Raw genomic sequence first — 22,151 nt, forward strand, 5'->3', positions numbered from 1 at the left:
GCCATGGTCGACACAACAACCGCTACCGGTCCTGCGGTAGAACTCTCGCACGTGTCCAAGAGCTTCGGCGACAACGAGGTCCTCAAGGACATCACCTTCCAGGTGGGCGAAGGCCAGGTGGTGTGCCTGCTGGGGCCTTCCGGTTCGGGCAAATCGACGCTCCTGCGATGCATCAACAGGCTGGAGATCGTCTCCGGCGGCGACATCTTCGTCTTCGGCGAGCGGGTGGGCTATGTGGAGGAGAGCCCCGGCGTCCTGCGCATCGCCAAGTCAGACGCCCTGGCCAAGAGTAGGCAGAACATCGGCATGGTGTTCCAGCGCTTCAACCTGTTCCCGCATATGACGGCGCTGGAGAATGTCGTAGAGGCCCCCATCCACGTCAAGCGGATGCCCAGGGCCGAGGCGCTGGCCGAGGGTCGGAGACAACTCGAGCGGGTCGGCCTGGGGGATCGCGGCGATGCTTATCCGGCCCAGTTGTCCGGCGGTCAGCAACAGCGAGTGGCCATCGCCAGGGCTCTGGCGATGAAGCCCAGGGTGATGCTGTTCGACGAGCCGACATCCGCGCTGGACCCGGAACTGGTGGGCGAGGTGCTCAACGTGATGAAGCAGCTGGCGGCGGAGGGCATGACGATGATCGTCGTGACCCATCAGGTGCAGTTCGCCATGGACGTGGCCGATCGCGTGGTGTTCATGGACGGTGGGGTGATCGTCGAGGACGGCACACCGGCCGAGGTGATCACCGGAACCCGAAACGAACGTGCACAGACCTTCTTCGCCGAACTACAGGGAGCGTGAGTTATGACCGAACATGTGGTGGCGCGTGCCGGGATAGTGGTCATCGGCCTGGGCAGTGTCGGATCGATGGCCCTGTGGCGGCTGGCGGGGGCAAACGATGGGCGTTCCGTTCTGGGGATCGAACAGTTCGGCCAGGTCCATGGGAATGGTGCGTATCCGGGTGAGTCCAGACTGTTCCGGGTCGCGGCGAAGGAGGGCGCGCTCTACACTCCGGCGCTGCTGCGCTCGCGTCAGTTGTGGACGGAGCTCGAAGCGGAATCGGGTCGGGAGCTGCTCGTCAAGGCAGGTGCGCTGAGCATCGCCCCGGAGGGCTTCCCGGATCTGGAACAGACGCTGAAGTCGATTTCCGACTATCAGCTGCCCCACCGGGTGCTCGACGCCGCCGAGCTGCGTCGGTCGTATCCGCAGTTCCACATCGAGGACGATGACACCGGGGTGCTCGATACCCTGGGCGGGGCCATGCGTCCCGAGGCCGCGGTGGCCACGGCGACCCAGCAGGCGCTGGCATTGGGAGCCCAGGCATGGTTCGATACCGAAGTACTGGACCTCGAGGACACGGGCGACGGAGTTCTGGTCCACACCACGCGCGGTGTCGTCCAAGCAGATCGGGTGATCGTCACAACCGGGCCCTGGAGCACCCGGCTCCTGCCGGCCCTGCGCAGGAAGGTGAGGGTCGGGAACTTCACGCTGACCTGGTTCCTGCCCCGGCATCCGGAGATGTTCACTCCTGACAAATTGCCCGGGTTCATGCGCGATCTGAACGGAGAGCACGTCTTCGGGGTGCCGACATTGGACGGGGCGTCGATCAAGGTCAGCGCACATTTGGATCTGCCCGAGGTCGGGGACTATGCCGAGCGGTTTACGACCGTGAGTCCGGAGGCGTTGGAGCGGGCCACCAGGGTCGCCCATATGATGATTCCCGATCTGGTGGGCGGTCCGGTGAGGTGGTCCGCCCATCCCGATGCCGTGACCGAATCGCATGTGCCGATCATCGACACGATGGCCGATGGGCGCATCGTCATCGGCACGGGCTTCTCTGGCAACGGTTTCAAGTTCGCCCCCGTCTGGGGTGAGGTGATGGCCGAGCTCGCGCTGACCGGTGAGGCGGAGTTCGCGGACGAGGTTTTCACGATTTCAGCGCATTGACGCCGCGACCCCGGCTTCTGTATACCGGCCTCCTGCCCTTAGAAGGGTGGGAGGTCGGTTTCGTATTCGGTTTGGTGGTCGATCGGTGGGGTGGTGTGGCGCCAGGGGTCGGTGATGATTTGGGTGCGGGTGCGGTGGTGGGCCCAGGGGGTCCAGTCTGTGGGGCGCCAGGTTTTGGGTCTGGGTGTGGTGTGGTCTGGGTGGGCGATCCGGTAGAGGATGTCGAGTTCTTCCCAGGTGGTGAGTTTGCGTTCGGGGCGTGGTGGCAGGAGGTGGTCCTGTGCCAAGAGGTGTTCGAGGTCGGCGATGGCGGGGATTGCACGTTCGGCAGCGGACAATGCACGTAGGTTGCGTTCGAGTGGGTAGAGGCCGGGGTCTGGGGGCGCGGGTTCTGAGGCCGCTGGGTCGGTGGGCACAGTGGTCCCCTGGGGTTCGGGTGGTGGATTCGGCGGGTAAGAAGTGGTGCCGGTGAGTTGGTCGATGATGTGGCGGGCCTGGGCGGCGTTGATCAGGTCCGGTGGTGGGTCGATGGTGTGGGTGAACCCCGTGGGTGCTGTGGTGGAGGTCCACGTATAGGTCAGTGAATCGTCTTTGCCGGTGGTGATGGTGATGTTGCGGTTGGTTTTGAGGAGGTGGTGTCCGCGGCATAGGGGGTGGAGGTTTGCTGCGGTGGTGGGTCCGCCCGTGGCTGGATCGGCGTGGTTGAAGGGTTCGATGTGGTCGAGGTCGCAGGTTTGGGCTGGTCGGGTGCAGCCGGGGGCTGTGCACCAGGCCCATTTGTTTTGCAGGGTGGTGCGCAGGGCTGTGGGGATGGAGTAGGACTTGGCCTGTTCGTCGAGCACGGCCCCGGTTGCCGGGTCGGTGACCAGGCGGCGTAGTGAGGGTGTTTGTGAGGCGAGGTGGCAGGCGATGTCGGCGGGGATGGGTGCTTTGCCTGCGAGTTGTCCGGGGAGCGGTTCGTCGCCGGTGAGGGTGAGGAAGGGGATCGTAGTGGAGACCTGGGCTTGGGAGGCGAGCCAGGAGTCGTTGGTGGGGATGGTCACGGTGATCTGCTGGGTAGCGTCGGTCTGGTGAGTGGGGGTGGAGTCGTTGGAATCGTTCGTGGTGTGCGCATCCGGGGTGTCGCCTGCGGGTGTTTCTGAGGGTGTTGTCGTGGCAACTTCCGTCACTGTGATGTCGAGGCTGTGGGGTGTGTTGGCGAGGATGTCGAACATGAGTTGGCCGAGGTTCCGGTCGTCGGTGATGGTGTGGTTGCCGGCGTTTTTGAGGAGGATGGGGTCGGCGGCGCGGATGGCTTTGGCGAAGGCTTTGAGTCTGGCGTCGAGGGCGGTGAGGGTGTGGATGGGTCCGGTGAGTTCGAGGAGGCCGAGTCCGTTGCCCAGGTCGGTCAGGTGGGTGCTGCGTTCTTCGAAGGCGTGTTCTGCGGAGTGTTCGGGGGTTTTGAGCAGTGTGATGGCGGCTGTGAGGGTGGCGCGGTAGTGGGTGGCGTCCGTGGTGGGTGCGAGCAGGGTGAGTGCTTGGTCGAGGTAGTCGTAGGAGCTGGCTTCGATGTCTTGGGCGCGGGTGGTGGTGTGGTCGTAGAGGTCGAAGGATAGATTCCCGGATTGCATGGCTGTGGTCAGCCGGGGGAGGAGGAACCGGCCTTTGAGGATGCGGGTGGCCAGCGCGCGGGTCTGTCCGCGGGTTTTCCCAAGGGTGGTGGCCAGTTCCATCCAGGTGGTGGCGGGTACGGCGGCGAGTAGGTCTTTGAGGGCTTCGATGATGGCCTGTGGGTTGCGGGCGTTCGGGGCATCATCAGAGTTACCGGCGTGTTCGATTTCCTTCACGGTGGTGCCGGTGGCGGTGAGGAGGTAGTCGATGATGGTGGACCAGCGTCCGGATTGGATGTGTTGGTAGTCGTCTTGTACCGCGCGGAGACTGGGGAGAGTGGTCATCATTCACCTCCTTGACAGGTGTCGTGTCCGTGCCGATTCGTAGTCTGAAGGAGCCGGACTGCGGTGGATCGCCGATGATCTACCGATATCCATATTCTATTACATTGTGAACGCTTTGGGTAGAGCTAATCGAAGATTGTCACAGAGATATTTTTCTATCCACAGACTGTTGACGCACAGTCACATCTAGATACACATCTGTGGATTAGACCTGTGTATATGTGGATAACGTGGGGACTTGGCAGAACTCGCCGCGTCCCCTGGGAACGGCGCTACCGAACACCCTCCAATCGGACCCCGCACCCCATGTCACCTGGTGAGATGCCCTCATTTCCCACAGTCCTCCTTGATAGACTCGGCCCATCATGACTGAACCGACGCCTGAACCGATGACGCCCGCACAGCAGACCTCCACGGACTCCTTCCGCTACCGCAGCGATCCCCTGCCCGTGCACGTCATCGAGAACGCCCGCATCCCCCTGGCCGACGGCGTCGAGCTGTCCGCCCGCGTCTGGCTGCCGGCCGACCGGCACACGCAGCTCGACGCGACCCAGACCTCGGGCGATCGGGGAGACGCCGGTACGCAGGGATTCGAGCCCGTGCCGGCAGTGCTGGAGTACATCCCCTACCGCAAGAACGACATGACCGCCGCGCGCGACCAGACGATCCACCCGGAGTTCGCCCGTGCCGGCTACGCCAGTGTGCGCGTCGACCTGCGCGGCTGCGGCGATTCCACCGGCGTGATGACCGACGAGTACTCGGCCACGGAACTGGACGACGGCCTGCAGACACTGGCCTGGATCGCCGCCCAGCCGTGGTGCAACGGCAAGGTCGGCATCATCGGCAAGTCCTGGGGAGGGTTCAACGGCCTACAGCTGGCGGCCCTGCGCCCGCCGGAACTGGCCGCCGTCATCACCGTGTGCTCGACCGACGATCGCTACGCCGACGACGTCCACTACAACGGCGGGGCCATCGTGGGCGACCAGATGCTGTCCTGGGCCTCGACCATGTGGGCCTACAACGCCCGCCCGCAGGACCCGGCCGTGGCCGGCGCCGGCTGGCTCGAGGACTGGAAGCACCGGATCGACGAATCGCCGAACAACATCGCCGAATGGCTGGGGCACCAGCGTCGCGACGCCTACTGGAAGCACGCGTCGGTGTGCGAGACCCCCGAGGCCATCGAGGTCCCCGTGCTGGCCGTCGGCGGCCTGCAGGACGAATACCGCACGACCCTGTTCCGGCTGATGGAGAACGCCGCCGAGCAGCGGCGCACCAACCCCGACTACCCGCCCATCCACGCCCTGCTGGGCGGGCACGCCCACAACTATCCGCACCAGGCCGCGCCCGGGCCCGGTTACGACTTCATCGGCGAGGCGATCCGCTGGTGGGACAAGTGGATGAAGGGCGTGGACAACGGGGTGCAGGACGATCCGCAGTTGCGCGCCTTCGTCCCCGACAGTGCCCCGATCGGCTCCGATCGGGAAACCCGGTCCGGCCGCTGGGTGGCCGAACAGGTCTGGCCCAGCCCGCAGGTGGCCGAGGTCGAATACGGCACCGCAACACCCGCCGGCTCTGCAACCCCTGCTGCACTCACCGCAACCCCCGCCGGTCCCCGGACCCTGTCCTCGTCGGTGCTGTTGGGCTTCGACGGCGGCAGCTGGCTGCAGTTCGGTGAGGCCGCCGGCATCCCGGGAGATCAGGCCAGGGACGACGCCCAGTCCTTCACCCTGAGCTGGCCGGCCGCCGAGGGTCTGGAGATTCTGGGCACCCCGCGAGTGCGGGCCACCGTGTCCTCGAGTGCCGACCGCGGCGTGATCGCAGCGCGCCTGTGTGATGTGGACCCTGCCGGGCAATCTCGCCTGCTGACCCTGGGCCTGTTCAATCTGACCCACCACACCGGCCACGAGTTCCCCGAACCACTGACGCCGGGAACCCCGGTCGAGCTGGACTTCCCGCTGCTGGCGACCGCGGCTCGGCTGGCTCCGGGTCACAGCCTGCGCCTGAGCATCTCCGCAAGCTATTGGCCGAACCTGTGGCCCTCGCCCGGGGAAACCCTCATCACCGTGCACGATGCGAACCTGCTCGCCCCCGTGCGCACGGCTGCGGACCCGGTGGCGGATTCGGCGCTGAGCGCACGGGTCACCGCGGCCCTGGGCACGCCGCCGGAGCCACCGGAGAACACGATCGACGCGGACTATGCGCCGATGACGCGGACCCTGGAGACCGACCTGGTGACGGGCCGGACCAAGGTGGAGACCTTCACCGAATCCTGGCAGACGGACCTCGCCGATGGACTGTTCTACTACTCCTCCGAACGCGACTCCTACTTCCGGACGGCCGGGGACTCCTCCTCTCCCGAGGCCGTGTGCGAGCGCAGCATCCGCTATCGCCGTCCCGGACTGCCCGATGTGCAGGAGGCCCCCGGCCGGGCTCACACCGCGCAGGCGGACGCCCCGGTGGCGGCTGATCACGGCTGGGACGTCGAACTGCGCACGCGCAGCCGGATGACCGGGGACGCCACGAGCTTCACCGTGACGAACGAGCTCGTCGCCTACCACGATGGGGTGCCCTTCCACCGGCGGAGGACCAACACCACGGTGCCCCGCGATCTGAACTGAGGTGCATGCGGATGAATGGACCCGGAAACGACGGAATTGGAAACGACGGACCCAGAACACGTGAACCGCGCAGCCGCGGGCCACTGACCCGCCGCGGCGCCCTGGGGTTGTTGGGCGTGGGCCTGGGCGCCGGTCTGGGGCTGGCGTCCCTGGCCGGGTGCACGGGACCGGCAGGGGCCGAGGCCTCGGGGAGGAAGGGTGGGAAGCGGAGCCTGACGGTCGGCTCCAAGGGCTTCGCCGAAAGCTGGGTGATGGGCGAGCTCTATGCCCAGGGCCTGCGGGAGCGCGGCTACCGGGTCGATTTGAAGACCAATGTGGGCTCCAGCGACATCATCTATTCGGCTCTGCAGTCCGGGCAGATCGACATCTACCCCGAATACACGGGCGTGATCCTGGTGAACTTCATGCACGAGGACCGGCTGATGGATTCGGCGCGCGAGACCTACGATCTGGCGGCGAAATGGGCCGCCGGCGAGCATCTGAGCATGCTCAAGGCCACCCCGTTCGAGAACAAGAACGCGATCGCGGTGCGCCGGGAGTTCGCGCGCGAACACGGCCTGAAGACCATGTCGGACCTCAAGGGGATCGGCGACTTCACCTATTCGACCTACCCGGACAATGTCACGGGCGCCCAGGGCTATGAGGGCATTGTGAAGGCCTACGGGCTGGACAATATGAAGCTGAAGACCCTGAGCATCGGCCTGAACTACCGGGCGATCGAACGCGGAGAGATCCAGGCGGCCGATGTGTTCACCACCGATCCGCAGCTGCTGCGCTCGGACCTGGTGGTGCTCGAGGACGATAAGAAGATCTACGGCTTCCAGAACGTGGTGCCGCTGATCCGTCAGGACGTGATGGATACCGTCGACGATGACCTCACAGAGTTCCTCGACACCCTGCACTCCCTGCTCACCACCACCGCGATCCAGGCGCTTAACGAGGCGCAGGCGATCAACCGGCTGGACCCGGCACAGGTGGCCAAGACCTTTCTGCAGGCCAACCGGCTGATTTGAGCGGACCCGATCCGATACGAATGCGAGTTGAGAACACGATGATCGAATTCGTCGACGTCACCAAGGTCTATCCCGGCCAGAGCGAACCGGCCCTGGACGGGCTGAACCTGAGCGTGGGCGCGGGCGAGCTGGTGTGCCTGGTGGGGCCATCGGGCGGTGGCAAGACCACGGCCCTGCAGCTGGTCAACCGGCTGATCGACCTGAGCTCGGGGAAGATCCTGATCGACGGGAAGTCCATTATGGACATCTCGCCCATCGAACTGCGCCGCACGATCGGCTATGCGATCCAGGCATCCGGCCTGTTCCCGCACTACACGGTCGCGGAGAACATCGCCACGGTGCCGAAGATCCTGGGCTGGGACAAGCAGCGGATCAAGGACCGCACCGTCGAACTGCTGGAACTGGTGGGCCTGACCCCTGTGGACACCTGGCTCAAGCGCTATCCCGGCCAGCTCTCCGGCGGGCAGCAGCAGCGCGTGGGGATCGCCCGCGCCCTGGCGGCCGATCCGCCGGTGATGCTGATGGACGAGCCCTTCGGGGCCCTGGACCCGATCACCCGGGTGTCCGTGCAGGACGAGTTCCTGCGGATCCAGCGGGCCGTGGGCAAGACGACGCTGTTCGTCACCCACGACATCGACGAGGCGATCAAGATGGGCGATAAGATCGCCCTGCTCAAGCCCGGCGGCAGGCTGGCCCAGTACGGCACCCCGCAGGAGCTGCTGAGCCACCCGGCCGATGACTTCGTCGCCGAGTTCCTGGGCGCCGAACGCGGCCTCAAACGCCTGGCCCTGGCCACCGTGGGCGAGGTCCTGGCCGCGCGCCCGGGCACTGCGGCCTCGGCCGGCAGGCAGGGCACTGGCGGCCCGGCCGGCAGCCCGGGCACTGCAGCCTCGGCCGAAACGGCTTCCTGGCCCGAGGCCGCACCCGCCCTGACTCTGCGCGAGGCCCTGTCGCTGGTGTCGGCGGCAGGAGCCGGGGGTGCCAGGGTCGTCGAAGCAGGCCGGGCGCTGGGCACGGTGAGCCTGCATGAGCTGGTGTGCGCACCGGGCACCGGGGTCGCCGAGGGCAGCGATGAGTGAGTTCGCGCCGGCGGGCGATCCCGTCATCCCCGACTACGGCACCGCGACCGACTGTGTGGCCAATGATGGGCTGTTCTGCACCGGCTGGTTCGTCCAGCAGTGGCCCAGCGTGTTCTGGCCCGCCCTGGTCTCCCATATCTACATGGTCGTCATCGCGGTGGTCGTGGGCTTCATCATCGCCTTCGCCGCCGCCCTACTGGCGTACCGGAAGAAGTGGCTGGCCGGGCCGCTGAACTGGGTCGCGACGATCCTCTACACCCTGCCACCGCTGGCGCTGTTCCAGCTGCTGGTCCCCTTCACTGGCCTGAGCATGTGGACGGTGGAGATCGCGCTGGTCTGCTTCACCCTGCTCATCATCTTCCAGGCGGTGCTCTCCGGTCTGGCCGGGGTGCCGGCCGACGTCAAACGGGCTGCGGCCGGGATGGGACTGGACACCGGCCAACTGCTGCGCCAGGTCGAGCTGCCGCTGGCACTGCCCGCGATCATCTCCGGGGTGCGGATCGCCACGGTGCTGACCGTGAGCATCGCGACAGTCGCGGCCTTCGTCGTCGATGCGGGCCTGGGCTCGCCGATCATCAAGGCCGTGTCATCGCCGTTCAACACGCAGTTCATCGCCGCCGGCGCGCTCGCCGTGCTGCTGGCCTTCGTACTGGACGGCCTGCTGGTCATCCTGGGCCGGATCGTGACCCCCTGGACGAAAGCGAGGGCCTGAGCCATGGAATCCGTATTCGGGGCCTTCCCGTTCATTGCGAACAATCTGGGCCTGCTGCTGGAGAAGACCGGCGAGCACCTGGTCATCAGCCTCATTCCGATCGCCGCCGCGATCATCGTGGGCGTGCCGCTGGGCGTGTGGCTGGGCCACATCCACCGCGGTGAGTTCCTGGCGGTGAGCGTGACGAACATCGGGCGCGCACTGCCCAGCCTGGCACTCGTCGCGATCCTCATCGGCCTGGTGGGCATTGGAATGCTCAACGCCGTCATCGCGCTGTTCCTGCTGGCCTTCCCGCCGATCCTCAGCTACGCCTTCCAGGCGGTCGACTCGGTCGACCGGGACCTGAGCAGGGCCGCCAGGGGAATGGGCATGACGCCCCTGCAGGTGTTGACCCGGGTGGAACTGCCCCTGGGCCTGCCGATGATTATCAGCGGCATCCGGACCTCCGTGGTGCTCACGGTGTCATCGGCGACGGTCGCCACGATCGCCGGCTCCGGCGGGCTGGGCGATATCATCCTCAACCAGGTCGCCTACGGGATGGCCGGCGTGGTCGCCGGCGCCCTGTGGGTCGCCCTGCTGGCGATCCTGCTCGACCAGCTGCTGGCCTGGCTGCTGCGCGCGGTATCGCCCTCGGGGGTCAAGTACCTGCAGGGTGCAGGCTGACCGCGACTGCGTTCCGGCCGGGGTTCCAGCTGCTTGGGGCCGGGACCCCGGCCCCGGCTCACCAGCGCACGTGCAGCACGGTGGGGCGATCGGCCGCCAGCGCGCGCTGAAGTCCCTCACGCAGCGCTGCGGCGTCCTCGGGCGCTTCGCCGGCACAGCCCATGGCCCGTGCCAGGGCCACGAAGTCCACGCCCGGCAGGTCCACGGCCTGCACGGGATCGTGGCGGGCCACCATCTCATCGCGGATCTCACCGTAGCCGCCGTTGTCGACGACCACGATGGGCAGGGCCAGGCCCAGGTGGGCGGCGCACGCCAGTTCCGAGACCGTGAACATGATCCCGCCGTCGCCCTCGAGCACCACGACGGGGGCCTCGGGTTCGGCCAGTTTCGCGCCGATCCCGGCCGGCAGCCCATAGCCCAGGGTCCCCAGGCCCGAGGGGTAGAGCAGGGAGCGGGGCCGGTGCGCCGGCAGCAGGCCCAGCGCGCCGTAGTACGAGGCCTGGTTGCTGTCCGCGGCCAGCACGGCCCGGCCTGCGGTGGCCCGGTCGATCGCCTCGAGCACGGGGAGGTGTTCACCTGCGGTGCGCAGCGCCTGGGCGCGGATCGCCTCGCGCAGCCGCCCGGCCGACTCCGGCAGCCCGACCGACTCCACCGGCGTGGTCTGCTGCACGGTCGGTTGCGCGGGTGCGGAACCCGCTGCGGCCTCGGCCCCGACGTCTGCGCCGTCCTCGGCCCCGGCAGTGCGCAGAGCGGCGGTCAGCGCGGTCGTCCCCACCGCCGCATCGGCGAGTACGGGCACGGTGGCCGTGGCATTGGCGCCCAGCCCGTGGGGGTCGACGTCGATCCGGATCACCGGTGTGTCAGGCGGGACGGGGCCGGCCCACATATCCGCCGGCGCCAGTTCCGTGCCGATCGCCACGAGCACCGCACCGGGCTGTGCGAGGTACTCCACGAGTGCCGGCTCGTGGATTCCAGCCCCGGCGAACAGCGGATCGTCGGTGGGCACGATGCCCTTGCCATTTGCGGTGGTCAGCACGGGGGCCGCGAGCAGGTGGGCCAATTCCAGCACCTGGGCGGCCGCATGCGAGGCCCCGCCGCCGGCGATGATGACCGGGCGTTGGGTCCCCTGCAGGAGCGCTGCGGCCGCGCGTATTGCCTGTGGTGCAGGCTGCAGGGGAGCGCGGAGGACGGGCACGGGGGCTGCGAGCCCGGGACCGTCCGCGGGCAGCGCGGCCGGCAGCAGGTCCAGCGGGATCTCCAGGTGCACGGGACGCGGCCGGCCCCCTGTCAGCAGTGCGAAGGCCCGAGTCACGGCAGCCGGGATGTCGGCCAGGGACTCGATCCGCCAGGCCGCACCCGCGACCGCCTCCAGCGCGCCCAACTGGTCCTTGACCTCGTGCAGATAGCCGTTGCCGCCGCTGGGATGGGCCAGGGGCAGGCCGGGGGAGATGGTCAGCAGGGGGATCGAATCGGAGTAGGCCTGGGCGACGGCGGTGACCGCGTTGAGGATGCCGGGGCCGGTCGTGGTGATGCACACCCCGGGCCGCCCGGACAGACGCGCATAGCCGTCGGCCGCGAACCCCGCACCCTGTTCGTGCCGCGGATTGACCGTCCGGATGCCGGAGGCGGCCAGTGCTGCGAAGAGGTCCAGATTATGGGTGCCGGGGATGCCGAAGACGGTGTCGACGCCGTGGGCCGCCAGGGCCTCGACCAGCAGCTGGGCGCCGGTCCTGGCGTCCTGTGGCACGGTGTTCTTAGATGCGGCGGCGTGCTCAGTCATTGTGTCCTCCAGAGGTGTGGGTCGCAGTAGGATCGGCCAGTGCCCGTCGATTGTGTTCCACGATGCACAGGGCACCGGAGCGCACGGTGTGATCGCCGGCCAGCTCGAAGGCCAGGCGCGTCAGCCGGTCCAATTCCCGGTCGATCATCGCGAAGGCCGAATCGACGTTGGGTTCGACATCGCCGAACAGGGTCCACCACCACCAGGCGTTGGTGGCCGAATTGGCCAGGAAGTCCGGCACCACCGGCACCCCGCGGGCGGCCAGCAGGGATTCGGCCACCGGCAGCACCGGCATGTTCGCCGCCTCCACGATGAGCGCTGCGGTGATCCGGTCCTGATTGTCCGGAGTGATGCAGTAGGACACCGCCGCCGGCACCAGGACCTCGCAGTCGATGCCCAGCCAGGCGTCGCGCTCGAGCACCGCATCGCCCGGGCCCAGAGCCGAGCGGTCGATGCGCCCGGCGGTGGTCCGCGCGGCCAGCAGGGCCTCGACGTCCAGACCCGCCGGGTTGGCGATCGTCGCGTCGATATCGGACACGGCGACGATCCGCAGGCCGGCGGCGGCTAGGAACCGGGCGCTCGCCCCGCCCATCGAGCCGAAGCCCTGGACCACGGCGCGCGCGCCCCGGACCGGGATGCCCAGGGTGTCCAGGGCGCTCAGGGCCGCCCGTGCCACGCCGCGCCCGCCCACCAGCAGGTCCAGCCCGATCCCGCCCGAGGTGACGGCCGCCGCGGCGGCCAGCTTCGCCTCGGCCGCGGTTATCGTCTGCGCCGAGGCTCCCAGGCGCTGGTAGGCCGCCTGCACTCCGCTGCGCAGCCCGGCGGCGGTGACGGCCGCGTCGAGGCCCTCCTGGCGGATCCCCAGGTCCTCGCCGACGGCCCAATAGGATTCGAGGATCGGGCGCAGATCGGCGATGAACCGATCGAGCACCGCCTGTGCGTCGGGGGCGTCCGGATCGTAGTCGATCCCGCCCTTGGCCCCGCCGAAGGGCAGGTAGTTCGCGCCAGGCCGGAAGTGCAGGGCCTCTTTGAGCGACATGGCCCGCGCCAGGCCCCTGACCTCGTCGAGGGTGCAGCCGGGGCGCATCCGCAGGCCCCCGCTGGCGGCCCCGCCGAGCAGTTCGGTGATGACGACGTGGGCGGTCGCAGGGGAGTGGCGGTCGTGCCAGGCGATTTCCAGGAAATTCTGCATGGGGCTCCTTAGCGTTGTGGGGGCTCTTGCTGTGTCAGTTGTGGGGTCAAGCGGTCGGCGGGGATGCCGAGTTCCCGGGCCAACGCCTCGGTCGCCCAGGCCCGCAGGGTGTCGTCGGGCAGGTCGCGGCGGTAGACGACCTGCTGGATGGCCAGCCCGTCGAGCAGGGCGTGGACCCGCAGTGTGGTCGCGCGCGGATCGGCCACCCGGAACTCACCGGCCGCCCGGCCTTCGGCCAGCAGATCGGAGAAGGCGGCCTTCCACCGGTCGTCGAGCTCCCGGGTGATCGCGGTGGCCCGCTCATCGCGCCCGGCGAAGGCCCAGCCCTCGATCCAGAAGCGCCAGCCGGCTGCCCGCTCGCTGGGCGCATACCAGCGCAGCATGCCCGGCAGGCGCTCGCAGACGCTGCCGCCGGCGCCGGCCAGGACCTCGAGCCGGGCGATGTCGCGGTCGGCCACGAACTGCAGGGCCCGGGTGATGAGGGCGTCGAGGGTGGAGAAGTGGTACATGATGAGCGCGGGGCTCACCCCCAATTCGCGTGCCACATCCGCCACCCGCACGCCGCCGGTGCCGTGTGCTGCGATCTGGTCGGCGGTCGTCTCCAGGATCTCCGCGCGGCGGGCCTGCGAGGTCTTGCGCGTCACCGTCAGTCCTGCACGGTCCAGTCCTGGAAGTTCCAGAACAGGGTGGGCATGACGGTGATGGGGTCGACTCCCTGCACCCTGTCGCGAGAGGACACGATTGCGGGGAACTGGTAGAGGATCGTGCCATAGGCGTCGTCGACCAAGTGCTTTTCAATATCGCCCAGCAGGGCCGTCTGCTTGGTTTCGTCCGTCTGGGTCTGCAGATCGTCCAGCAGCTTGTCCACCGTGGGGTTGGAGTACTTGCCGGCATTGTTGGTCCCGCCCGTGCGGAAGTAGGAGTCGGTCTCCGTCTTCGCGGTGGTCTCCGTGGCCCAGCCGAACAGCCCGGCGTCGTAGGTCTCCGTGTTGTTCAGATGCGCGCTCCACAGTGGATCGGCATTGGCGACGACCTCGAAGCCGGCCTTCTCCGCGCTCTCCTTGATCAGCTGGAAGACCTGTTCGCGGCGCGGATTGTCCTTGGCATAGAGGATTCGGACCTTCGGCTTGTCCGCGCCGGCCTCCTGCAGCAGGGACTTGGCCTTGTCCGTGTCGAGGGTGCCGAAGCCCTCCTTGAGCCCGTTGTTCTCAACGATCGTGTCGTAGGCCGGCGCTCCGGGGACCTGGGTGAAGGAATCGCGGGTGGTGGCGTCCGGGTTCAGCGGCTTGATGATGTCGTCGACGATCTTCTGGCGCGGCACCGACATGAGGAACGCCTGCCTGACCTTCTTTGCCTTCTCCTTGTCCCCGCCGTAGCTGGCCGGATCGAAGGGGCCCCTGTTGTCGAATACCGTGTCGAGGTGTTCATAGGTGCCGTCCAGGCCGTTCTGAGTGGTCACCCCGTCGAGCGCGTCCAGGGACTTGCGGATATCGGCTGTGGGCTGCGGGTCGATCACGTCGACCTCGCCGTTCTGCAGGGCCTGGACCGCAGCGGTGGGGTCCTCGTTGTAGCGGATGGTGATCTTGTCCAGCTTCGGCTTGCGGCTGCCCTGGTAGTCATCGCGGCGTTCCAGAGTGACGTACTGGTCCTTTTTGAACTCCGTCATCTTATAGGGCCCCGTGCCGATGAGCAGGTCCGGGTCGTCGGGCAGTGTGGTGAAGTCGAAGCCCGAGTTCCAGACATTGGCGATCTTCGCCAGTGCGGCCTTGTCGTCGTCTTTGAACGCCTTGAGGATGGCGGCGTTGGCCTTGGTGGGATCGTCGATGCCCAGGGCCTTCTTCGCCACGATGTGGGCGGGCAGGCCGGAGTCCTGGATCGTCATATTGATATTCCAGTCGGCGAAGGGCCGGGAGTAGGCGAAGGTCGCGGTCTTGCCATCATCGGCGACCTCGGGGAAGTCCTTGATCAGTGCCAGGCCGGGATCGGCGGAGTTGAAGATGACGTTCTTGCCCTTCTGCTTCTTCACGACCCCGTCCTCGTCGGTGGCATCGGCGGCCTCCTTGGTGTTGAAGTTGCCGCTGCGCGCACCCCATGCCAGCACCAGGTCCGCCGCGGAATAGGGCGTGCCGTCGGACCACTTCGCGGTGTCCGCGATCGAGTACTTGACCTTCATCGGCTTATCGGAGACCTTCTCCACCGTGCCGAAGGAGGGATTTGGCTGCAGCTTGAGGTCCTTGTCGTAGTAGGAGAAGGCGTCGTTCATCATGTAGGTGACGTTCGAATTGGTCACGGCATTGCCGCTGTTGGTCTCCGCGTTCATGGAGTAGAAGACCTGATCGGACATGACCGAGACCTCGGACTTCCCACCGCCGGCCTCCTGGGCCGGTGCGTCCGCGGTGTTCGGAGTGCAGCCGGCCAACAGCAGGGCGCCGGCTGCGGACAGGGCGCAGATCGTCAAGGTGGGCTTGAACATGGGAGTGTCCTCTCAAGGTGGCTTGCGTCTTCTCAGCCTATCCTGAATGGCCGTTCAGTTCCAAAGGGCCTGCTGCTGTGTGCGGGTGCGGGCCCCGATAGGGTGCAGGTATGAACTCTTCGAACCCTGCAACCGGCCCGGCCCGCGTCCCGTCAGCGATCGACGCACTGGCCGATGAATACGCGGACCGGGTGATCGCCCAGATGCCCTCCTGGCAGGTCTACCTGGGAATCGAGGGGGACCCCACCGGACTGGACGACTACTCCCCGGACGCGGTCGACACAGCGGCCGAGCTGAACGCGCAGACCCTGTCCCGGCTGGAGAAGATCGAACGCGAGGCCGCCCCCGGAGCCTTCGACGAGGTCGACGCGGTCACCGCCGACGCTCTGCGCGAACGCCTGGGACTGGCCGCCGATATGCACTCAGCCGGCCTGGACCTCGCTCCCATCAACAACATCGAATCGGCCACGCAGTTCATCCGCAACACCTTCGACCTACTGCCGAAGGTCACCACTGAAGACTGGGAGTCCAACGCCGCGCGGATGCACAGCGTGGCCGGCAGCCTGCGTGGCTACGCCGAGTCGCTGCGCCGGGCCGTAGCGGCAGGGAAGGCGCCCACCCACCGGCAGGTCGCCTCGGTCGTGGAGCAGACGGATGAGGTGACCCGGGGCGATGGCTTCTTCGACACCTTCATCGCAGGCGCCCCCGGGGCACAGGCCGCCCGTCTGCGCACTGCGGCCGACGCCGCCAAGGCCGCCTACGGGGAACTGGCGGAGTTCTTAACGCGTGAGATCCTGCCGGCCACCGCGGCCGATGACGCCTGCGGGCGGGAGGACTACGCCCTGTACAGCAGGCAATTCCTGGGCGCCGAGGTGGACTTCGAGGAGACCTACGCCTGGGCACTGGACGAGGTCGAGCGGCTGCACGCGGCCCAGCAGGCCACCGCCGAGGCCCTGTACCCCGGCGCCACCGTCGCCGAGGCCATGGAACGGTTGGACCGGGAACCGGAGCGGATACTGCACGGGGCCGAGGAACTGCGGGCCTGGATGCAGGGGGTGGCCGACGAGTCGATCCGCGCGGTGAACGGGACGTACTTCGACATTCCCGAACCGCTGCAGCGCATCGAGTGCATGGTCATCCCCAATGGCTCGGGCGAGGTCTACTATTCGGGGCCGACAGACGACTTCTCACGCCCTGGCCGGATGTGGTGGTCGGTGCCGCGCGGGGTCACCGACTTCACCACCTGGCAGGAGAAGACGACCGTCTTCCACGAGGGGGTGCCGGGGCATCACCTGCAAATGGGTGGGGCGACGTACAACCGGGCCACGCTGAACAATTGGCGCCGCAACCTGTGCTGGGTGTCGGGGCATGGCGAGGGCTGGGCGCTGTACGCCGAGGCGCTGATGGCCGAACTGGGCTTTATGGACGAGCCGGGGGACTATATGGGCACCCTGGACTCGCAGATGCTGCGCGCCACCCGTGTGGTCGTGGACCTGGGCGTGCACCTGGGACTGGCTGCGCCGAAGTCAGTGGGCGGCGGGACCTGGGATGCGGACAAGGCCTGGACCTATCTGCGCGCCCACCTGGCCACCGTCGACACGTCCCTGCGGTTCGAGTGGACCCGGTACATGACCTGGCCTGGGCAGGCGGCCAGCTATAAGATCGGCCAGCGGATCTGGGAGCAATTGCGGGCAGACGCCCAGGGTGCTGCCGTTGCCGCGGGCCGGGCCTTCGACCTTAAGGACTTCCACTCCCGCGCCCTGGACCTGGGCTCGGTGGGCCTGAGCACCCTGCAGAAGTTCGTGGGGTAGCAACGCAAGCGCAGATTCACATCATGTGCGGTTATACCCGCACGCAATGTGAATCTGCGCTTGCGATGGCTTTGGTTATGGACGTGCAGGAGGCTGCGTGAAGTAGTCCGCGGTGTAGGGGATGGTGAATGCGACCGTGCCCCAGCCCGTCGACTCGATGATGCCCTGGGATATCAGGCGCTCGCGGATACCACCCGCGTTCTGGGCAGAGATGCCCAGACGTTCTGCGATGTCGGAGGTTCGGGACCCTGCATCGTCTTGGCCCATCGCCCGCAGGTAGTCACGTTCGCTGGGCCGCAGGGATGTGATGACGGGCTCGTGGATCTGCAGATACATTCGCTGCCGTGCGATCCTCACCGCGGTGTTCACGTCGTCTACAGTGATATGCGTGTTCTGGGCGGATGCCCTCCAAGCCTGGTCGCCAATGAGCTGGACCAGGTATGGATAGTTTCCGGAAGCTGCGACGGCCTGGTCCAGTGCATCGCCGTGAAGGTTTTGCCGGCTTCCTCTGCCGGCAGTTTCAGTGCGCTGCGCGTTTCATCTCCGGTCAGGTTTCCCAGTTCGACCCTCGTTGCGCGACGCAGGTAGGTCGACACGTCCGAATTGACCAGACTGTTGATCGTCTCCGGTAGTCCTGCACCGACGAAGGCAACCGGGGCATGTGCCCGGACCGCATAGGAGATGCCATCGGTGATGTCCTGCAGTTCGGCGAGGTTCGAACGATGGACTTCATTAAGTGTGATGAGCAGCCCGGTGCCGTGCGCTTGAAGGACCTCCAGGGTCCGCATGAGCTGGTGCCGGAAGTCGGGCTCAATCGGATTGGTGTTCTCCTGATCCGTCTGCAGGCTACCGCCGAAGCCAAGGACGCTGAGGCTTCCGCCAGTGATGCGCTGCTTCCGTGCGGAAGCGTCGTCGAGTCGTTCGAACACTTCCGGTAGACGCGTGACCGTCAGTCGATGTGCGAACCCAGCGGAGGCGTCTTCGTGCACGCTGATCCACTGCCTGGATGCCGCCACTTGGTGATACACATTGAGCATGACGCTCTTTCCCACACCACGCTGCCCAGTGACCAGCGTTGTACGTCCGGCCGCGCCGGCGCCTTGGTCGAGTGCGTAGGCGAAGTCGTTGACGTACTGTTGTCGTCCTTCGATGGCAGGTGGGTTGACGCCGAAACTGGGGGGTGAATGGGGATTTGGGGCCATGTGAGGCAGGAGGAGGGATGACAACGGGCATGTGTGGTACCTCCGATGGCCTCACATATTAAAAAGACTTAAAAAACTTAAAACGCTTAAAATTTAGCAGTGGATCGGCGGTTTGGGCCTGCCGGCGTGCCGGTTTCGAGGCTTTGGAACCAGCGGCGGCTCAATCCCGTCCGTGCGGCCAATTGCGTTCAACGGTATAGGCGCATGATCGTGCGCGACAGCAACGCAAGCGCAGATTCACATCATGTGCGGTTATACCCGCACGCAATGTGAATCTGCGCTTGCGATGGCGGTCCGGCGCTGCCGTTGTGGCCAGTGACAGCGTGCAGCCCGCTACTTGTCCCGCAGCACCCGGCGCAGGATCTTGCCGGTGGCGGTCTTCGGCAGCTCCGCCACGACCTCGACCTGGCGCGGGTACTTATAGGCCGACATGTGCTCCTTGCCGTAGGCCACGATCTCCTCCGGCGTCGCAGTCGTCCCGGCCTTCAGGGCCACGAAGGCCTTGACCGTCTCCCCGCGGTACTCGTCGGGCACGCCGACGACCGCGACCTCGGACACGGCCGGATGACCGTAGAGCACATCCTCGACCTCGCGCGGCCACACCTTGTAGCCCGAGGCGTTGATCATGTCCTTCTTCCGGTCCACCAGGTAGAACCAGCCGTCGGCGTCCTTGAACCCGATGTCCCCGGTCTTCAACATTCCGTCGTGGAAGGTTGTCGCATTGGCGTCCGGCCGGTTCCAATAGCCCGGGATGATCTGCGGGCCCGCTGCCGCCAGCTCACCATAGGTGCCGTCGGGCACCGGATTGCCGTCGTCGTCGAGCACCTTCACGGTCGTATCGTAGATCGCCTTGCCCAGCGCCAGCGCACCCGACTCCGGATCCACCGGTGCCCGCTCGCCCTGTGGCACGGCGACCACGGGCGATGCCGTTTCGCTCATTCCGAAGGCCCCGTGGATGTACGCTCCGAAGATCCCCTCCAGCCGATCCTGCAGTGCAGGGGCGATCGGCGCCCCGCCCGAATACAGGACCTTGAAGGACGCGAAGTCCGGGGAGGGTCCACCATCGGCACCCGCCTGCCCCTGCGGGCAATCCGCCAGGGCCATGAGCGCTGTGATCGCACCGATCGTGAACACCGGCTGCCACCGGCGTACCGATTCGAGCATGACCTCGGGCTGGAACCGGTGGCTGAGCACCACCGGCGCACCGATCCGAATCGCCAGGGTGATGTGCCCGACCAGCCCCGTGATGTGGAACAGCGGAGCGATGCCGAGGATCGGCTCCCCGGCCTGCAATCCCGTGAACCCGACATAGGACTCCGAATTGAAGGTCAGGTTCCCATGCGTGTTCATCGCGCCCTTGGGCTTGCCCGTAGTGCCCGAGGTGTAGGACAGTACCGCGACCGACTCGGCCGTCAGCCCCGGGTCCGGCAGCTCGCCGCCGGGTGCGGCGGCCACAGGGCCGGGGGAGACCTCGACCACCGCCACGCGCTCGCAGTCGCCGGCGCCGGGCAGGTCCAACTCGACCCCCAGACCTTCGGGCAGTGCGACCTCGGTGATCGGGGGAACCGAACCGGCGGGAGCGTCGGTGCCCAGCGGCGACCAGGCGCGGTGCGCGCCGATCAGCGCGAACTCGACGGCGGTATCGCCCACCACTCCGGCGGCCACGGACTCCCACAGGTCGGGGATAGTGACCAGGGCCTTGGCCCCGGAATCCTCCAGATGGTAGCGCAGCTCATGGGCGGTGTTCATCGGGTTGATCGGCACCATCACGCCGCCCACCCGCCAGATCGCGACCAGGGCCAGCAGGAACAGCGGATCGTTCTGCAGATACAGCGCAACCCGATCGCCCCTGCTGACGCCGCGGCGGTGGAGCTCGGCGGCGATGACCCGCACGCGGGCATCGGCCTGCGCGAAGGTGAGCGTGTCCTCGAAGGAGTGGATGAACGGGCGCTCTCCATGTTCGGCCACCGTGGCCGCCCACAGGGCCGGCATGGTGTCGTGTGGCGGCTCGAGATGCGTGGAGAACGGCAGCGTCGCGCCCATCAGCGGATCGCCACCGGGTTGACGGGCGAGCCCGAGGCCCGGTTGATCTTCAGGGGCGCGGCAACATAGAAGAAGTCCCACTTACCGTCTGCGGCACAGGCCGCGGCCAGCTTCTCCAGATCGCAGATCTCGGAGAAGGCCACGCCCAGGTTGCGCATGAGCGCATTGTGCAGGGTCAGGGAGACCCCGGTGTCCGGGTCGGTGGTGACCTCGTTGCCGATCAGGTCGGTGACCAGGTTGGGGATCTCCATGTCCTGGAACCACTGGACGAGTTCGGGGGAGTACTGCAGGCCCGGTTCGCAGAAGTCGTCGTAGAAGGCATCGCCCTGTTCGAAGAACAGCTGCAGGTGGTTGGTGCGGATGACCAGGATGTCGTGCTTTTCAATGGTCACGCCCTGCTGTGCAGCCGCGGCCATCAGGTCGTTGTGGTCGAAGGTCTTGCGTGCCGGCAGGGCGTCCACCCCGAAGTAGCGGGCCATGTCGATGAGCACACCGCGTCCGGCCACACCGCGCTCGGCGATGGGTTCGACGCTGGCCTTGTCCAGGCCGCCCACGGTGGTGCGGGCGTCGTAGCCGTTGTAGATCTTCCCGCCGTACCAGACGTGGCCCAGCGCGTCGTACTGCGTGGAGCCCTGCAGGAAGGCGTGCATGGTGTCGTCGGCGTAGTGCAGGCCGCCGGGGAACTGGGGTGCGCCCTCGCCGTCCCAGCTGGCCTCGTCCCACACCATTTCAACGGTGGCGGGTTCGCGGCCTGGCCACACCGGGTCGCCCTTGGGGTCGCCGATCATGCGCTGCAGGGTGAACAGGTCGCCGGAGTTGACGGACTTGATGCCGCGCAGAACCTCGGCGTTGGTCAGGTAGTTCAGGGAGCCGACCTGGTCGTCCGGTCCCCACTTGCCCCAGTTGGTGGGTGAGTCGGCCAGCAGTTCGGTCAGCTCGGGTGCTTTCTTGGTGCTATCGGTCATCATCGACCCCTTTCGGACAACGTCGTCGTCATCTGTGCACTTCCGGGTGCCGGCGGCTCCGTGGGTGAAGCAGCCTTCAAACCGGCCGAACGTACGTTCGGTGTTTAGACACTAACAAGAGTTAGGTGGCTTTGGGAAGTGATGGCACGTGTGGGGTGATGGGGAACCGCTCGGCCTATGCGGTCCTCCGCCTGGCCAGGAACGCCCGGTAGGCGGCACCTGCGGCTGCCAGAACCACTGCGCCCACCAGGACGGGCAGCAGCAGATACGACCAGCCGGCGCCGGCCGTGATGACGACGATGGGGGTCCCACAGGCCGGAGGATGGGCGATCCGCAGCAGTCCCATCGTGGCGATGGACAGGGTGATCGCGATGGCGATCGCCCACCAGGTGGCCGGCAGGACGGACCGGACGGCCAGGCCGATGGCGGCGGCGGACAGATGGCCACCCAAGACGTTGATGGGTCGGGCCAGGGGAGAATCCGGGACGAGGAAGATCAGCGCCGCAGACGATCCGAAGGCCGCTGCCAGCAAGGGCTGCCCCGTGAGGGTGGCGAGCAGTCCCAGACCGGCGATGACGATTCCAGCGGCCAGCGCGCCCGAGACGACCTGGAATCCGGAGACCGGGGGTTGGGTGCGGGTGAAGAGGGCGCGCCAAGTGCTCACCGGGACTTCCTTTCAGCGATGCGGTGGAACCCTGGCCGGGCTGCGTGAGCGGTCGGTCCCG

18 protein-coding genes are annotated in these 22,151 nt (G+C 67.0%); 8 read left to right on the forward strand and 10 right to left on the reverse strand.

Annotation, left to right across the window (positions count from 1 at the left end; all coding sequences use genetic code 11):
- The first annotated feature begins 3 nt into the window (after nucleotides 1-3).
- Together NQ038_RS05815 and solA are read left to right on the forward strand one after the other, a co-directional pair.
- Nucleotides 4-795 (forward strand): amino acid ABC transporter ATP-binding protein, encoded by a 792-nt coding sequence (locus NQ038_RS05815; protein WP_257048436.1) that lies wholly within the window; start codon nucleotides 4-6, stop codon nucleotides 793-795.
- A gap of 3 nt (nucleotides 796-798) precedes the next feature.
- A complete protein-coding gene (gene solA, locus NQ038_RS05820) occupies nucleotides 799-1,941 on the forward strand; it encodes an N-methyl-L-tryptophan oxidase (RefSeq protein WP_257062048.1) in 1,143 nt (380 codons plus the stop codon).
- Between the two features lie 38 nt (nucleotides 1,942-1,979).
- Here the strand turns inward: solA and NQ038_RS05825 are convergent, their stop codons facing one another.
- Nucleotides 1,980-3,875, reverse strand: coding sequence for an HNH endonuclease signature motif containing protein (locus NQ038_RS05825; protein ID WP_257062049.1), 1,896 nt, complete (start codon nucleotides 3,873-3,875; stop codon nucleotides 1,980-1,982).
- 365 nt (nucleotides 3,876-4,240) lie between these two features.
- On the opposite strand from NQ038_RS05825, the gene NQ038_RS05830 reads away from it, so the two are divergent.
- The 5 genes from NQ038_RS05830 to NQ038_RS05850 are packed head-to-tail and all read left to right on the forward strand — an operon-like array spanning nucleotide 4,241 to nucleotide 9,960.
- A complete protein-coding gene (locus tag NQ038_RS05830) occupies nucleotides 4,241-6,493 on the forward strand; it encodes a CocE/NonD family hydrolase (RefSeq protein WP_257062050.1) in 2,253 nt (750 codons plus the stop codon).
- Between the two features lie 11 nt (nucleotides 6,494-6,504).
- On the forward strand, nucleotides 6,505-7,506 hold the full coding sequence (locus NQ038_RS05835; RefSeq protein WP_257062051.1) for a glycine betaine ABC transporter substrate-binding protein: 1,002 nt from the start codon (nucleotides 6,505-6,507) through the stop codon (nucleotides 7,504-7,506).
- 20 nt (nucleotides 7,507-7,526) lie between these two features.
- Entirely contained in the window at nucleotides 7,527-8,585 is a 1,059-nt protein-coding gene (locus NQ038_RS05840) for an ABC transporter ATP-binding protein (RefSeq protein WP_257062052.1), read from the forward strand.
- The gene (locus NQ038_RS05845) at nucleotides 8,578-9,297 is read left to right on the forward strand and encodes an ABC transporter permease (protein WP_257062053.1); all 720 of its coding nucleotides are present in this window, start codon (nucleotides 8,578-8,580) and stop codon (nucleotides 9,295-9,297) included. Before NQ038_RS05840 ends, NQ038_RS05845 begins: the two co-directional genes overlap by 8 nt.
- A gap of 3 nt (nucleotides 9,298-9,300) precedes the next feature.
- Entirely contained in the window at nucleotides 9,301-9,960 is a 660-nt protein-coding gene (locus NQ038_RS05850) for an ABC transporter permease (RefSeq protein ID WP_257062054.1), read from the forward strand.
- A gap of 58 nt (nucleotides 9,961-10,018) precedes the next feature.
- Here NQ038_RS05850 and NQ038_RS05855 read toward each other — a convergent pair whose 3' ends face one another.
- Genes NQ038_RS05855 through NQ038_RS05870 form a run of 4 tightly spaced genes read right to left on the reverse strand, consistent with a single transcriptional unit; the run spans nucleotide 10,019 to nucleotide 15,405 of the window.
- Complete coding sequence (locus tag NQ038_RS05855) at nucleotides 10,019-11,740, reverse strand: thiamine pyrophosphate-binding protein (protein ID WP_257062055.1); 1,722 nt, start codon at nucleotides 11,738-11,740, stop codon at nucleotides 10,019-10,021.
- The gene (locus NQ038_RS05860) at nucleotides 11,733-12,932 is read right to left on the reverse strand and encodes a Glu/Leu/Phe/Val dehydrogenase dimerization domain-containing protein (RefSeq protein WP_257048050.1); all 1,200 of its coding nucleotides are present in this window, start codon (nucleotides 12,930-12,932) and stop codon (nucleotides 11,733-11,735) included. Before NQ038_RS05860 ends, NQ038_RS05855 begins: the two co-directional genes overlap by 8 nt.
- Nucleotides 12,933-12,940: 8 nt before the next feature.
- Nucleotides 12,941-13,576: a TetR/AcrR family transcriptional regulator gene (locus NQ038_RS05865; protein ID WP_257062056.1), complete on the reverse strand. Its 636-nt coding sequence runs from the start codon at nucleotides 13,574-13,576 to the stop codon at nucleotides 12,941-12,943.
- Between the two features lie 2 nt (nucleotides 13,577-13,578).
- Nucleotides 13,579-15,405, reverse strand: coding sequence for an ABC transporter family substrate-binding protein (locus NQ038_RS05870; protein ID WP_257062057.1), 1,827 nt, complete (start codon nucleotides 15,403-15,405; stop codon nucleotides 13,579-13,581).
- Nucleotides 15,406-15,515: 110 nt separating this feature from the next.
- On the opposite strand from NQ038_RS05870, the gene NQ038_RS05875 reads away from it, so the two are divergent.
- Complete coding sequence (locus NQ038_RS05875) at nucleotides 15,516-17,216, forward strand: DUF885 domain-containing protein (RefSeq protein WP_257062058.1); 1,701 nt, start codon at nucleotides 15,516-15,518, stop codon at nucleotides 17,214-17,216.
- Between the two features lie 75 nt (nucleotides 17,217-17,291).
- Here the strand turns inward: NQ038_RS05875 and NQ038_RS05880 are convergent, their stop codons facing one another.
- The 5 genes from NQ038_RS05880 to NQ038_RS05900 all read right to left on the reverse strand — a co-directional run bounded on the left by NQ038_RS05880 (nucleotide 17,292) and on the right by NQ038_RS05900 (nucleotide 22,090).
- Entirely contained in the window at nucleotides 17,292-17,552 is a 261-nt protein-coding gene (locus NQ038_RS05880; protein WP_257062060.1) for a hypothetical protein, read from the reverse strand.
- 38 nt (nucleotides 17,553-17,590) lie between these two features.
- On the reverse strand, nucleotides 17,591-18,418 hold the full coding sequence (locus NQ038_RS05885) for an ATP-binding protein (RefSeq protein ID WP_257062061.1): 828 nt from the start codon (nucleotides 18,416-18,418) through the stop codon (nucleotides 17,591-17,593).
- Between the two features lie 333 nt (nucleotides 18,419-18,751).
- The gene (locus NQ038_RS05890) at nucleotides 18,752-20,461 is read right to left on the reverse strand and encodes an AMP-binding protein (RefSeq protein ID WP_257062062.1); all 1,710 of its coding nucleotides are present in this window, start codon (nucleotides 20,459-20,461) and stop codon (nucleotides 18,752-18,754) included.
- Nucleotides 20,461-21,426 (reverse strand): cyclase family protein, encoded by a 966-nt coding sequence (locus tag NQ038_RS05895; protein WP_257062063.1) that lies wholly within the window; start codon nucleotides 21,424-21,426, stop codon nucleotides 20,461-20,463. The genes NQ038_RS05890 and NQ038_RS05895 overlap by 1 nt, the downstream gene beginning before the upstream one ends.
- Nucleotides 21,427-21,601: 175 nt before the next feature.
- Nucleotides 21,602-22,090: an HPP family protein gene (locus NQ038_RS05900; RefSeq protein WP_257062064.1), complete on the reverse strand. Its 489-nt coding sequence runs from the start codon at nucleotides 22,088-22,090 to the stop codon at nucleotides 21,602-21,604.
- Nucleotides 22,091-22,151 lie beyond the last annotated feature (61 nt).

The organism is Brevibacterium sp. 50QC2O2 (assembly GCF_024580675.1).
In the GTDB taxonomy this organism is placed as follows: domain Bacteria; phylum Actinomycetota; class Actinomycetes; order Actinomycetales; family Brevibacteriaceae; genus Brevibacterium; species Brevibacterium moorei.

What these genes read in the sequence shown, in the direction of transcription:
- NQ038_RS05860 (WP_257048050.1), bottom strand. Translation starts at nt 12,932, where the DNA reads ATGCAGAATTTCCTGGAAATCGCCTGGCACGACCGCCACTCCCCTGCG.
- NQ038_RS05815 (WP_257048436.1), top strand. Translation starts at nt 4, where the DNA reads ATGGTCGACACAACAACCGCTACCGGTCCTGCGGTAGAACTCTCGCAC.
- NQ038_RS05845 (WP_257062053.1), top strand. Translation starts at nt 8,578, where the DNA reads ATGAGTGAGTTCGCGCCGGCGGGCGATCCCGTCATCCCCGACTACGGC.
- NQ038_RS05895 (WP_257062063.1), bottom strand. Translation starts at nt 21,426, where the DNA reads ATGACCGATAGCACCAAGAAAGCACCCGAGCTGACCGAACTGCTGGCC.
- NQ038_RS05880 (WP_257062060.1), bottom strand. Translation starts at nt 17,552, where the DNA reads ATGTATCTGCAGATCCACGAGCCCGTCATCACATCCCTGCGGCCCAGC.
- NQ038_RS05885 (WP_257062061.1), bottom strand. Translation starts at nt 18,418, where the DNA reads ATGGCCCCAAATCCCCATTCACCCCCCAGTTTCGGCGTCAACCCACCT.
- NQ038_RS05830 (WP_257062050.1), top strand. Translation starts at nt 4,241, where the DNA reads ATGACTGAACCGACGCCTGAACCGATGACGCCCGCACAGCAGACCTCC.
- NQ038_RS05840 (WP_257062052.1), top strand. Translation starts at nt 7,527, where the DNA reads ATGCGAGTTGAGAACACGATGATCGAATTCGTCGACGTCACCAAGGTC.
- NQ038_RS05875 (WP_257062058.1), top strand. Translation starts at nt 15,516, where the DNA reads ATGAACTCTTCGAACCCTGCAACCGGCCCGGCCCGCGTCCCGTCAGCG.
- solA (WP_257062048.1), top strand. Translation starts at nt 799, where the DNA reads ATGACCGAACATGTGGTGGCGCGTGCCGGGATAGTGGTCATCGGCCTG.
- NQ038_RS05850 (WP_257062054.1), top strand. Translation starts at nt 9,301, where the DNA reads ATGGAATCCGTATTCGGGGCCTTCCCGTTCATTGCGAACAATCTGGGC.
- NQ038_RS05835 (WP_257062051.1), top strand. Translation starts at nt 6,505, where the DNA reads ATGAATGGACCCGGAAACGACGGAATTGGAAACGACGGACCCAGAACA.
- NQ038_RS05825 (WP_257062049.1), bottom strand. Translation starts at nt 3,875, where the DNA reads ATGACCACTCTCCCCAGTCTCCGCGCGGTACAAGACGACTACCAACAC.
- NQ038_RS05870 (WP_257062057.1), bottom strand. Translation starts at nt 15,405, where the DNA reads ATGTTCAAGCCCACCTTGACGATCTGCGCCCTGTCCGCAGCCGGCGCC.
- NQ038_RS05855 (WP_257062055.1), bottom strand. Translation starts at nt 11,740, where the DNA reads ATGACTGAGCACGCCGCCGCATCTAAGAACACCGTGCCACAGGACGCC.
- NQ038_RS05890 (WP_257062062.1), bottom strand. Translation starts at nt 20,461, where the DNA reads ATGGGCGCGACGCTGCCGTTCTCCACGCATCTCGAGCCGCCACACGAC.